Consider the following 12018-nt stretch of genomic DNA (forward strand, 5'->3'; position numbering starts at 1 on the left):
TGGTTCTGAAACCACGAACGGCCCCGTATGGCCACATGCGGTGCGGCATTGTTCGACAGTTTCATAGTGTTTCGGTGGTCATAGCGTGAGGGAAACGCCCGGTTACATTCCGAACCCGGAAGCTAAGCCTCACAGCGCCGATGGTACTGCAGGGGGGACCCTGTGGGAGAGTAGGACGCCGCCGAACAAATTTTGAGGGAAACCCCCGCACCTTACGGTGCGGGGGTTTTCTGCGTTGTGCATGCATAGCAGTCCCCGAAGGGACTGCGCAGATAAGAACTCTTGTGAGGAGCGCTCAGAGTCGGCCTGCCGCTTTCAGCGTCAGATACGCGTCCGCGAGTGCCGGCGCCAGTTCCTCCGGAGTCGCGTCCACCACCGTCACCCCGTGACGACGGAGCTGCTCGGCGGTGCGCCGGCGCTCGTCCTGCGCACGAGCCGCTGCCGCCGCCTCGTAGACGGCCTCGACGTTGCCCCGGGCCTCGGCCATGCCGGCAATGTGCGGATCCGCCACCGACGCCACCAGGACCGTGTGGCGCTGAGTGAGCTGGGGAAGCACCGGAAGCAGACCCTGCTCCACCGGTGCCGCGTCCAGCGTCGTGAGGAGCACGATCAGGGAACGCCGAGGCGCCGTGCGCAGAGCGGTGGCGGTGAGGCCACGGGCATCGGTCTCGACGAGCTCCGGCTCCAGCGTCGTCATCGCGTTGACCAGGGAAGGCAGGACATCACCGGCCGTGCGGCCCTGGACCAGAGCGCGCACCCGGCGGTCGTAGGCCAGCAGCGCCACCCGGTCGCCCGCGCGCGAGGCGAGGGCCGCGAGCAGCAAGGCCGCGTCCATCGAGGCGTCCAGCCGTGGCGCGTCGCCCACGCGGCCCGCCGAGGTCCGGCCGGTGTCCAGGACCAGCAGGATGTGCCGGTCGCGTTCCGGACGCCAGGTACGGACCGCGACGGAGGACTGCCGGGCTGTGGCGCGCCAGTCGATGGAGCGGGTGTCGTCTCCGGGCACGTACTCGCGCAGGCTGTCGAACTCCGTGCCTTCTCCACGGGTCAGCGCGCTGGTACGGCCGTCGAGTTCACGCAATCGGGCGAGTTTCGACGGAAGGTGCTTGCGGCTGGTGAACGGGGGCAGGACTCGTACCGTCCAAGGCACTTTGTGGGCGCTTTGGCGGGTGAACAGGCCGAGGGGGCCGTAGGAGCGGATGGTCACGCGGTCGGCCTGGCGGTCGCCACGGCGGGTGGGGCGCAGCCTGGTCGTGACGCGTCGGCGCTCGCCCGGGGGCACGGTCAGCCGGTGCCGCGAGGCCTCGGTCTCGGTGCCCGGCTGCCAGGCGCTCGGTGGCCAGGCGTCCCGGAGCTGGGCGCGCAGGGGCCTGCGGGTCGGGTTCGTCACCGTCAGGGTGACCTCCGCGGTGTCACCGAGCCGGGCGGTGGTGTCGCCGGAGCGGGTCAGCAGCAGGCGGCGTACCGGCGCGGCCAGCGCGTAGTCGCAGGCGCAGGCCAGGGCCAGCGGGCCGTTGACCGCGAGGATGCCCGTCCAGCCCGGTTCCAGGACGCCGACGGGGATCGAGCCGAGGGCCGCGAGGAGAGCGGCGCGTCCGGTGAGCGCCATCAGCGGGGGACCGGGACGTGGGTGAGGATGGCGTTGATGACGGAGTCGGCGGTCACGCCCTCCATCTCGGCTTCCGGGCGCAGCTGTACGCGGTGCCTGAGCGTCGGCAGGGCCAGGGCCTTCACGTCGTCGGGGATGACGTAGTCGCGGCCGGTCAGCCAGGCCCAGGCGCGGGAGGTGGCGAGCAGGGCGGTGGCGCCGCGCGGGGAGACGCCCAGGGTGAGGGACGGCGACTCGCGGGTGGCGCGGCAGATGTCCACGACGTAGGCGGTGATCTCGGGTGAGACGGTCGTCTTGGCGACCGCGGCACGGGCCGACTCCAGGTCCGCGGGGCCGGCGACCGGTCGTACGCCGGCGGCGCGCAGGTCGCGCGGGTCGAAGCCCGAGGCGTGCCGGGTGAGGACGTCGATCTCGTCCTGGCGGGACGGCAGGGGGATCGTGAGCTTCAGCAGGAAGCGGTCCAGCTGGGCTTCCGGGAGGGGGTAGGTGCCCTCGTACTCGACCGGGTTCTGGGTCGCGGCGACCAGGAACGGCTCGGGGAGGGGGCGTGGGGTGCCGTCGACGGTGACCTGGCGTTCCTCCATGGCCTCCAGCAGCGAGGACTGGGTCTTGGGTGGGGTGCGGTTGATCTCGTCGGCGAGGAGCAGGTTGGTGAAGACCGGGCCGGGCTGGAAGGAGAACTCGGCGGTGCGGGTGTCGTAGACGAGGGAGCCGGTGATGTCGCTCGGCATCAGGTCCGGGGTGAACTGGACGCGCTTGGTGTCGAGTTCCAGGGCGGACGCGAGAGCGCGGACGAGCAGTGTCTTGGCGACCCCGGGGACGCCTTCCAGGAGTACGTGGCCGCGGCACAGGAGGGCGACGACTAGGCCGGTCACGGCGGGGTCCTGGCCGACCACGGCTTTGGCGATCTCGGCGCGCAGGGCTTCCAGCGCGGTGCGGGCGATGCCCGCGTCCCCGCTCTGCCCGGCGTTGTCAGTGGTCGGGTCCATCATGAACGGCGTACCTCTCTTTCGAGGGCGTCGAGTCGGTCGGTGAGGGCGATGAGGGCCGCGTCGTCGCCGGGCGGCGGTCCGAAGAGGAGGGCGTGCAGGTCCTGTCCGTCGCCGGGCAGGCGGGCGGAGAGGGCGGGAAGCAGGGCCTCGGGCGTGTGCGCCTGGGCGACGGGGACGCCGGCGAGGGGGGCGAGGCGGGTGCGGGTGGCGGAGCGCAGCGCGTCGGCCGCGCGGTCACGGGCGTCGGCCTTGCGGTAGAGGCGGGCGCGGCCTTCGGTGGTCTCGGAGGCGCGGATCGCGACGGGGAGTCTCTCGGCCACGAGCGGGCCGAATCGGCGGGCCCGCCAGAAGGCGGCGAGGGCCGCCGCGATGAACAGCTGGAGGGTGGCCCACAGCCAGCCGGAGGGGAGCAGGTCGAAGAAGCCTTTCCGGCCGTCCGTCGGGGCGCCGGAGGCGTCGGACAGCGAGGGGAGGTACCAGACCAGATGAGGGCGGGAGCCGAGGAGCTGAAGGGCGAGGGAGGCGTTGCCCTGCTCGTCCAGGCGGTCGTTGTGGAGGATGTCGGGCGCGCCGAGCACGACGGTGTCGCCGCTCCCGGAGGGCGCGGGGAGACGCAGCAGGGTGGCGAGGCGCTCGCTGGGGTAGCAGGAGTCGGCGTCGAGGTGGGCGGTGGTGTAGCGGAGGCCGCCGGTGTCGGCGGTGCCCGCGCGCCGGGCCTCGGGCAGGGCGCAGTCCGGGGCGAGCGTGGAGTCGCCGCTGACGGCGGGGTCCGCGGTGACCCCGGGGGCGAGTCGTTCGACGGACCAGCTGCCGGCCGCGACCAGGACGGTCCGTCCGCCGGAGTCCGCCATCGCGGAGTGCAGGCGGTCCTGTTGCCGGTGGGTCAGCCGGTCGGGCACGGCGACGAGCAGGGTGGTGTCGGGGCCGGTGGCGGCGCGTGCCGCGTCGAGGGTGGTGACCACGCGCGTGGACACGCCCCGCTGGGCGAGGAGTTCGGCGACGGCGCGGCTGCCGTAGGGGTCGGCGGAGCGCGGGTCCAGTTCGCCGTGGTGGGCGGTGGAGCGTACGGCGGCCATGGCGACGGCCGCGGCCAGGACGAGGACGACGGCGAGTGCGATGCCGCGGCTCCGGGTCCACAGCCGGTGGCCGGTGGGGGCGGTGGAGGTGGTGGTCGTCGGTGGGGCCTCGGTGGTCACTCGGCTGCCCCCTGGCGGGTGCTGTCGGCCGTGCTGACCGCACTGCCGGTGAGGCTCGGGCGGGTGTTCTCCAGGTCGCGGTCCAGGTCGGCGAGGCGGCGGTACGACTGCTCGTCGGCACCGCGCCCGCCGTATGTGACGTCGTCGAACTCGCGTGCGGCGGCGCGCAGTCGGTCCGCGTGCGCGGGCAGGGCGCGGCCGGCCTCGGCGGCGGCTTCGTCGGCGGTGCGGCCGGGGCGTACGTCGAGCAGGGCGCGTTCCTCCAGGGAGCGGACCACGGCTCGCATGCGTTCCTGGAGGGCTTGGTTCCAGTGGCCCTGGGCCGCGTGTGCCTCGCCGGCCGCGCGGTGTTCGGCGGCGCTGCGGACGCGCTCGTCGAACAGGGGCGCGGCGGAGGCGGGGCGGCGGCGGGGGGTGCCGAGGCGCCACCAGAGGGCGGCCAGGACGGCGACGGCGAACAGGACGACGACGAACAGGCCGACCGCGCCGCCCGGGGTGGCCGACGCGGCGGCGCCGAACAGCCGGTCGAGCCAGTCCCAGAACGCGTTCAGGGCGCGCTGGAACAGGCTGGGATCGTTCTCGTGGTACATCCCCTTGGACAGTTCGCGCCGGGCCGCTTCCCGCGCGGGGTTGCGCGGGATGGTCACCGGCGGCTCGTCGCCCGAGCCGCCGGCCGCCAGGAGCGCACCGTCCGACGCGCGCCGGACTCGTACGACGGTGGTTCCGCCCGGTGACAGGACCGCCGTGAGTACTCCCCCCGTGAGGCCCACCGCGTCAGCTCCCGGGGACGGGACCGGGGGCGCCGGTGCCGTGGCCCTGGATGCCGGCCGCGCGGGCCAGTTCCAGGTCGAGGGCTTCGCGGCGGATGCGCTGGTCGATGTACAGGAGCGCGGTGACGCCGGCGCTGATCGGGAGGGTGAGCGTGGTGCCGATCACCGAGCCGATGGACCGGATGATCAGGAACGCCCAGCCGACGTGTCCGCTGTTGGTGGCGAGGAAGTCGGCCATGCCGTCGCCGCTCGCGGCGGCGCCGATGACGGCGAAGGGAATGGTGACGATCGCGGAGACGATGTTCGCGATCAGGCCGGCGAGCAGTTGGATGCCGAAGACGCGCCACCAGGAGCCCCGCACCAGCCGGGCGGAGCGGCTCATGGACTTCCGGATGCCCTGCCGTTCCAGCATCAGGGCGGGCGCGGCCAGGTAGTAGCGGATGCTCAGCCAGACCGCGACGACGATGGCGCCGAGGATGCCCAGGGCCATCAGCGCGGCCCCCGCGGCGTCGCCGCCACCGCTGATCAGGACCAGGAAGCCGGGCAGCGCGCCGACGGCGAGGACGCCGAAGACGATCAGACCGAGGAGGATGAGCAGGCCGCACAGCTTGAGCAGCCGCGGGCGGGCCTCGCGCCAGGCCTCGCCGGTGCTGACCGGCCTGCCGAGCACGGCACGGCTGGTGATGGTCGTGAGCAGGGCGGTCGCGACGAGGGTGGCGGCTGCCGAGACCACCGTGAGGAGTCCGGTGCCGACCATGGTGTCGCGCAGGCTGCTGAGCACCTCGCCGGGGGTGGCGGTCTCGCTGTCGAGCGTGGTGTCGGTGAGGGCGTCGTTGAGGACGAAGCCCTGCAGCAGGACCAGGCCGGTCTCGGTGAGCAGGGCGACCGCCAGCGAGATGGCGAGGACCGAGCGCCAGTAGGTGCGCATGGTGGAGACGGCGCCGTCGAGGATCTCGCCGACGCCGAGCGGGCGCAGCGGGATGACGCCGGGCTTGGCGGCGGGCGGCGGTCCGCCCCAGCCGCCGCCCCAGGCCGGGTGACCGCCGTGGCCGGCGGGCGGGCCCGGGTGTCCGCCGCCGTGACCGCCGTAGCCGCCGGGGCCCGGGGTGCCGGGGGGCTGACCGCCCCAGCCGGGGCCGGGCGGCGGGGGCGGCGGGGTCTGGTGCGGGCCGGGTGCCCCGGGAGTGCCGGCGGGCGCCGACCACTGGCCGGGCGGCGGCTGCTCCTTGGACCATTTCACGCCGGGGCCCTGCGGGTCCGGGCCTGGCCGCGGCGCGGGCTCGGCGGGGCCGGGGCGGTCGGCGGGCTCGGCGGGGCCGGACGCGCCGGGTTCCCGCCCCTCGGACGACGGGGCGGATCCGGGCGAGGCCCAGCCCGGAGTGTCAGTCATCGAAGCTCCTTCTCGGTGCCCGTCCGCGGTCGCGGCGGCGGGTTGGCAGCCATCGTGCCATGGGCCGGTCATCGGGGTACCGGCCGCAGTGGGGGCGGGACTTCTTCAATTGTCCGCCGGATCCGGGGCAGACTGACGGCATGGCTGATCAGCAGGCGCGAACCGGCGGGGACAAGCGGCCGAACGAGATACCGGCGATCCGATGGGAGGAACCACCCGAGGGTCCCGTACTGGTCCTTCTCGACCAGACGAGGCTCCCGGCCGAAGAGGTCGAGTTGGTGTGCACGGACGCGTCGGCGCTGGTGGAGGCGATCCGCTCGCTCGCCGTGCGCGGGGCGCCGCTGCTCGGGATCGCGGGGGCGTACGGCGTCGCGCTCGCCGCCGCGCGGGGCTTCGACGTGCCCGAGGCGGCGCGGACGCTGGAAGGGGCCAGGCCCACCGCGGTGAACCTGTCCGTCGGGGTGCGCCGGGCCGAGTCCGCGCACCGGGCGGCGCTGGCCCGCACCGGTGACCCCACGGCGGCCGCCGTGGCGGCGCTGGCCGAGGCGCGGGCGCTGCACCAGGAGGACGCCGAGGCCAGCGCCCGGATGGCGGCCCACGGGCTGACGCTGCTGGACGAACTGCTGCCGGCCGGCGGGCACCGGATCCTGACCCACTGCAACACCGGTTCGCTGGTGTCGGGCGGGGAGGGCACGGCGTTCGCGGTGGCGCTCGCCGCGCACCGGGCGGGGCGGCTGCGGCGGCTGTGGGTGGACGAGACACGGCCGTTGCTGCAGGGGGCGCGCCTGACGGCGTACGAAGCGGCCCGCAGCGGCATGCCGTACACCCTGCTCACCGACAACGCGGCGGGTTCGCTGTTCGCGGCGGGCGAGGTGGACGCGGTACTGATCGGGGCGGACCGGATCGCGGCCGACGGCTCGGTGGCGAACAAGGTGGGCAGCTACCCGCTGGCCGTCCTCGCCCGGTACCACCATGTGCCGTTCATCGTGGTGGCCCCGGTGACGACGATCGACCCGGACACTGCCGACGGGGCGTCCATCGAGGTCGAGCAGCGGCCCGGCTTCGAGGTGACCGAGATCGTGGCACCCCAGGTGGCGGCGACCGGTGCGGCGGGCGGGATACCGGTGGCGCCGCTGGGGACGCAGGCGTACAACCCGGCGTTCGACGTGACGCCCCCCGAGCTGGTGACGGCCATCGTCACCGAACAGGGAGCCGTCTCCCCGGTGACCGCGGAGTCGCTTGCCGGGGTCTGCGCCCGGTCACGCCGTACCGCGGACCCCGCCTGAGCGGGCCGCCGCCGGTGGCCGGGGGCAGACAGTGACCGTCCCCTACGACTATCGTCACGGGCCAGTGACCTGCCTCACCAGCGCCCCGGTCACCGTTACGAGAATGGGATGATGTCGTTTATGAAGGGACGAGTCCTTGTCGTCGACGACGACACCGCACTGGCCGAGATGCTCGGGATCGTGCTGCGTGGTGAAGGTTTTGAGCCGTCTTTCGTAGCCGACGGCGACAAGGCGCTGGCCGCTTTCCGTGAGAGCAAGCCCGATCTGGTGCTGCTCGATCTGATGCTGCCCGGGCGGGACGGCATCGAGGTGTGCCGGCTGATCCGGGCGGAGTCCGGGGTGCCGATCGTGATGCTCACGGCCAAGAGCGACACCGTGGATGTCGTGGTGGGCCTGGAGTCGGGTGCCGACGACTACATCGTCAAGCCGTTCAAGCCCAAGGAGCTGGTGGCCCGGATCCGGGCCCGGCTGCGCAGGTCGGAGGAGCCGGCGCCGGAGCAGCTCACCATCGGTGACCTGGTCATCGATGTCGCCGGGCACTCGGTGAAGCGGGACGGGCAGTCCATAGCGCTGACCCCGCTGGAGTTCGACCTGCTGGTGGCGCTCGCGCGCAAACCGTGGCAGGTGTTCACCCGTGAGGTGCTGCTGGAGCAGGTGTGGGGCTACCGCCACGCCGCCGACACGCGACTCGTCAACGTGCATGTCCAGCGGCTGCGTTCCAAGGTCGAGAAGGACCCGGAGCGGCCGGAGATCGTGGTGACCGTCCGTGGTGTCGGTTACAAGGCCGGACCGAGCTGACATGACCGGGGACAGTGCCGCTTCGGTTCCCGGTGGGCCCGGGACCCGTCCGGGGCGGCCTGTCGGCCGGACGGCGGTGGGTACGCGCTTCCGGCGGCTGTTCGAGGGCGGGCCGCTGCGCGGCGGGGTGCAGGGCAGCCCGGTGCTGCGGTTGTTCTCGCGCTGGGTGCGCCGTCCGCTGCTGCCCGTGATGCGGCTGTGGCGGCGCAACATCCAGCTCCGGGTGGTCGCGACGACCCTGGTGATGTCGCTGGGCGTCGTCCTGCTGCTGGGCTTCGTCGTGATCGGGCAGGTGCGCAACGGCCTGCTGGACGCCAAGGTGAAGGCGTCGCAGAGCCAGGCCACGGGCGGGTTCGCGGTGGCCAAGCAGAAGGCCGACGAGGCGGTGAGCGGTACGGGCGCCGGCGGGGCGGCCGGGACCGGTGACGGTACGGCGACCGCCGACGGACGGCAGTCGCAGAACGTAATCCAGTGGATGAGCGACCTCGTGGAGTCGCTGTCCAGCGGTGGCGCGGGCGCCTTCGACGTGGTGACGCTGCCCGTCGGCGACGACAGCGGCGGCGGCCGGAGCCCGCGCGGCTCCGGGAACGTCAACCCGACCTCCAGCGTGCCCGCCGAGCTGCGCGAGCGGGTCAACAGCGGTACGACGGCCGTGCAGAGCAACACCCGGATCGTCTACTCCGGCGGCAAGGAGCCGCAGCCCGGCCTCGCCATCGGCAAGCAGGTCAACGACCCGAACGGCCGCCCGTACGAGCTGTACTACCTCTTCCCGCTCACGCAGGAGGAGAAGTCCCTGAGCCTGGTCAAGGGCACCCTGGCCACGGCGGGGCTGTTCGTCGTCGTCCTGCTCGGCGCCATCGCCTGGCTGGTGGTGCGGCAGGTGGTCACGCCGGTGCGGATGGCGGCGGGGATCGCGGAGCGGCTGTCCGCCGGGCGGCTGCAGGAGCGGATGAAGGTCACCGGCGAGGACGACATCGCGCGCCTGGGCGAGGCCTTCAACAAGATGGCGCAGAACCTCCAGGTCAAGATCCAGCAGTTGGAGGACCTGTCGCGGATGCAGCGGCGGTTCGTCTCCGACGTCTCGCACGAGCTGCGCACCCCGTTGACCACCGTCCGGATGGCCGCCGACGTCATCCACGAGGCGCGTGAGGACTTCGACCCGGTGACCGCGCGGTCGGCCGAGCTGCTCGCCGACCAGCTGGACCGGTTCGAGTCGCTGCTCGCGGACCTGCTGGAGATCAGCCGGTTCGACGCCGGCGCCGCCGCGCTGGAGGCCGAGCCGATAGACCTCAGGGAGGTCGTGCGGCGGGTGGTGAGCGGTGCCGAGCCGCTCGCCGAGCGCAAGGGCACGCGCATCCGGGTGGTCGGCGACCAGCAGCCCGTCGTCGCCGAGGCGGACGCCCGGCGCGTGGAGCGCGTGCTGCGCAACCTCGTCGTCAACGCGGTCGAGCACGGCGAGGGCAAGGACGTCGTCGTCAAGCTCGCCGCCGCGGGCGGAGCGGTGGCCGTCGCCGTACGGGACTACGGCGTCGGGCTGAAGCCCGGCGAGGCGACCCGGGTGTTCAGCCGCTTCTGGCGGGCCGACCCGGCACGCGCGCGTACCACCGGCGGCACCGGCCTCGGGCTGTCGATCGCCCTGGAGGACGCGCGGCTGCACGGCGGCTGGTTGCAGGCATGGGGCGAGCCCGGTGGCGGCTCCCAGTTCCGGCTTACGCTGCCGAGGACCGCGGACGAGCCGCTGCGGGGCTCGCCGATACCGCTGGAGCCGAAGGACTCGCGCCGTAACCGCGGCCTCGACGGCGGTGGCGGTGAGCCGTGCGCCGGTGAGGAGAAGCGGGCGACGGTCCCGGTGCAGCAGGCCGGCGCGCAGGCGCCCGCGCTGCCCCCGCGGGCGCCGATCGCGCCGCGGCTGACCACCGGCACCCCGGCCGCGGATCCGACCGCCCTGCCGGGCAAGGGCAACGGCGCGCGTGTGGTGCCCCGGCCCACCGGGGGCGTACGGCGTCCCGGTGACGAGCCCGGCGCGCGCCCGGCGCCGGACGTGCCGGACGCGGCGGGGGCCCGGCCGGACGCCGCCGCGCCGCAGGACTCGACGCAGTCAGGGGAGGCATTCCGTGGTCGCTGACCGCGTGGGGGGCGCACGGCGGCGGTCGGGGCGCGCGGTGGCGTGCGCCGCCCTGGGCGTCGTACTGCTGGCGGGGTGTGCCTCGATGCCCGACAGCGGGGACCTGCGGGATGTGGAGTCCACGCCGCGGCAGGACACCGGGGTACGGGTGTTCGCCATGCCGCCGGCCGACGGCGCCGGTCCGGGCGAGATCATGCAGGGCTTCCTGGAGGCGCTGACCAGCGACGACCCGGAGTACGACACGGCGCGCAAGTACCTGACGGCCGACGCGGCGAGCCGCTGGCGGCCGGAGCGGTCGACCACCGTCCTCGCGAACGGGCCGAGCATCGAGACCGACTGCAGCCCGGGCGGACGGGAGGAGACCAACAGCGTCACCTGTGTGCTGACCGGCACCCGGGTCGCCACGGTCGACGCGCAGCAGGCCTACCAGCCCGCCGGCGGCTCCTACCGCAAGAGGCTGCACCTGACGAAGAGCCCCAAGAGCGGGCAGTGGCGCATCGACGGGCTGCCGGACGGCGTCATCATGGGCAAGTCGGACTTCCAGCGCAACTACACGCCCGTCGACAAGTACTACTTCGCCTCCGACACGGCGGTCGGGGCGGGCGGGCAGCCGGTGGCGGTCGCCGATCCGGTGTTCGTGCGCGGCAAGGTGGACCCGATGACGCAGATGGTGCGGTCGCTGCTGAACGGGCCCACCACCTGGCTCGGGCCGGTGGTCAGGTCCAGCTTCCCGACCGGTACGGCGCTGCGCCAGGGCGTGTCCGGGCTGACCCCGGACGACCAGAACAGGCTGACCGTGCCGCTGAACCTGAAGGCGTCGCGGGTCGCGACGGGCAAGTGCACCGAGATGGCGACGCAGTTGCTGTTCACCCTGCGGAACCTGGCGCCGACGCTGGAATCCGTCGAGCTGCGCGGGGCCGGCGGCGACCGGCTGTGCGAAGTGACCGAGGAGCGCGCCGAGGCCACTGCCTGGCACGGGTCGTCCAAGCGCCCGGAGTACGTGTACTTCATCGACGGCAGGCACCGGGTGGTGCGGATGCCGACCGGAAGCACCGGCACGGGGTCCGTCCCGGTGCCGGGTCCGCTCGGCCAGGGCGGCAGGGAGCTGCGGTCGGTGGCCGTGTCGCGGGACGAGCACACCGCGGCCGGGGTCGCCGACGGGGGCGCTTCGCTGTACGTGGCCTCGCTGGCGTCGGGCGGTTCGCTCGGTGAGCCGCTGGTGACCAGCGAGGGGCCCGCTCCGGACGAGCGGCTGACCACGCCGAGCTGGGACGCCCACGGGGACCTGTGGGTGGCCGACGGCGACCCCCGCCGGCCCCGCCTGTACGTCGTCGAGGAGGGGGAGAAGGAAGCGGTGCCGGTCACCGTGCCCGATCTCCCGGGCCGGATCACGGACGCGCGGGTGGCCGCCGACGGCGCGCGGATCGCGCTGGTCGTGGCCAAGGACGGCAAGCAGTCCCTGTTCATCGGCCGGATCCAGCACGACGACGGCACCGGGCAGGGCATCTCGGTGGACGGGCTGCGCTCGGCGACACCGGACCTGGAGCAGGTCAGCGCCATCTCCTGGGCCGGGGACAGCAGACTGCTGGTCGTCGGCCAGGAACAGGGGGGCGTGCAGCAGATGCGGTACGTCCAGGCCGACGGGTCCACGCTGGACGGTCCCGCCCCGGGCGCGCTCACCAGTGTCAAGGCGATCGCCGCGTCCGAGGACGAGCGGGTGCCGCTGGTGGCCTACTCGGAGGACGGGATCGTCCGGCTGCCGTCCGGGGCGCAGTGGCAGAAGGTCGACAAGGACGGTTCGGCGCCGGTCTATCCGGGCTGACACCTCGCTGACCTGCGGGTTTTCCTGGCCGTC

9 protein-coding genes and 1 rRNA gene are annotated in these 12018 nt (G+C 73.7%); 5 read left to right on the forward strand and 5 right to left on the reverse strand.

Translation table 11 applies throughout. From position 1 onward, the window contains the following. The first annotated feature begins 70 nt into the window (after nucleotides 1–70). A 5S ribosomal RNA gene (rrf, locus tag ACSURM_RS22325) occupies nucleotides 71–187 on the forward strand. Between the two features lie 108 nt (nucleotides 188–295). Here the strand turns inward: rrf and ACSURM_RS22330 are convergent. From ACSURM_RS22330 to ACSURM_RS22350, 5 genes are read right to left on the reverse strand one after another with little or no spacing between them, the layout of a single operon-like run. After that, nucleotides 296–1606, reverse strand: a complete 1311-nt coding sequence (locus ACSURM_RS22330) for a DUF58 domain-containing protein (RefSeq protein ID WP_436957390.1) — start codon at nucleotides 1604–1606, stop codon at nucleotides 296–298. After that, a complete protein-coding gene (locus ACSURM_RS22335; protein ID WP_436957392.1) occupies nucleotides 1606–2595 on the reverse strand; it encodes an AAA family ATPase in 990 nt (329 codons plus the stop codon). The genes ACSURM_RS22330 and ACSURM_RS22335 overlap by 1 nt, the downstream gene beginning before the upstream one ends. Beyond that, entirely contained in the window at nucleotides 2595–3794 is a 1200-nt protein-coding gene (locus ACSURM_RS22340; RefSeq protein WP_436957393.1) for a DUF4350 domain-containing protein, read from the reverse strand. Before ACSURM_RS22340 ends, ACSURM_RS22335 begins: the two co-directional genes overlap by 1 nt. Further along, the gene (locus ACSURM_RS22345; RefSeq protein WP_436957395.1) at nucleotides 3791–4564 is read right to left on the reverse strand and encodes a DUF4129 domain-containing protein; all 774 of its coding nucleotides are present in this window, start codon (nucleotides 4562–4564) and stop codon (nucleotides 3791–3793) included. The genes ACSURM_RS22340 and ACSURM_RS22345 overlap by 4 nt, the downstream gene beginning before the upstream one ends. 4 nt (nucleotides 4565–4568) lie before the next feature. Continuing rightward, nucleotides 4569–5954, reverse strand: a complete 1386-nt coding sequence (locus ACSURM_RS22350; RefSeq protein ID WP_436957396.1) for a glycerophosphoryl diester phosphodiesterase membrane domain-containing protein — start codon at nucleotides 5952–5954, stop codon at nucleotides 4569–4571. A 140-nt stretch (nucleotides 5955–6094) separates the two neighbouring features. On the opposite strand from ACSURM_RS22350, the gene mtnA reads away from it, so the two are divergent. The 4 genes from mtnA (at nucleotide 6095) to ACSURM_RS22370 (ending at nucleotide 11985) form a co-directional block, all read left to right on the forward strand. After that, entirely contained in the window at nucleotides 6095–7240 is a 1146-nt protein-coding gene (gene mtnA / locus ACSURM_RS22355; protein ID WP_436957398.1) for an S-methyl-5-thioribose-1-phosphate isomerase, read from the forward strand. Between the two features lie 108 nt (nucleotides 7241–7348). Beyond that, nucleotides 7349–8038: a two-component system response regulator MtrA gene (gene mtrA / locus ACSURM_RS22360; RefSeq protein WP_187279108.1), complete on the forward strand. Its 690-nt coding sequence runs from the start codon at nucleotides 7349–7351 to the stop codon at nucleotides 8036–8038. 1 nt (nucleotide 8039) lies between these two features. Then, complete coding sequence (gene mtrB, locus ACSURM_RS22365; RefSeq protein WP_436957400.1) at nucleotides 8040–10163, forward strand: MtrAB system histidine kinase MtrB; 2124 nt, start codon at nucleotides 8040–8042, stop codon at nucleotides 10161–10163. After that, a complete protein-coding gene (locus ACSURM_RS22370; protein ID WP_436957402.1) occupies nucleotides 10153–11985 on the forward strand; it encodes an LpqB family beta-propeller domain-containing protein in 1833 nt (610 codons plus the stop codon). The genes mtrB and ACSURM_RS22370 overlap by 11 nt, the downstream gene beginning before the upstream one ends. Nucleotides 11986–12018: the final 33 nt, after the last annotated feature.

Origin of the sequence: Streptomyces sp. SudanB182_2057, from assembly GCF_964272715.1 — a bacterium.
GTDB lineage: Bacteria > Actinomycetota > Actinomycetes > Streptomycetales > Streptomycetaceae > Streptomyces > Streptomyces rubradiris.

What these genes read in the sequence shown, in the direction of transcription:
- mtrB (WP_436957400.1), top strand. Translation starts at nt 8,040, where the DNA reads ATGACCGGGGACAGTGCCGCTTCGGTTCCCGGTGGGCCCGGGACCCGT.
- mtnA (WP_436957398.1), top strand. Translation starts at nt 6,095, where the DNA reads ATGGCTGATCAGCAGGCGCGAACCGGCGGGGACAAGCGGCCGAACGAG.
- mtrA (WP_187279108.1), top strand. Translation starts at nt 7,349, where the DNA reads ATGATGTCGTTTATGAAGGGACGAGTCCTTGTCGTCGACGACGACACC.
- ACSURM_RS22350 (WP_436957396.1), bottom strand. Translation starts at nt 5,954, where the DNA reads ATGACTGACACTCCGGGCTGGGCCTCGCCCGGATCCGCCCCGTCGTCC.
- ACSURM_RS22335 (WP_436957392.1), bottom strand. Translation starts at nt 2,595, where the DNA reads ATGGACCCGACCACTGACAACGCCGGGCAGAGCGGGGACGCGGGCATC.
- ACSURM_RS22330 (WP_436957390.1), bottom strand. Translation starts at nt 1,606, where the DNA reads ATGGCGCTCACCGGACGCGCCGCTCTCCTCGCGGCCCTCGGCTCGATC.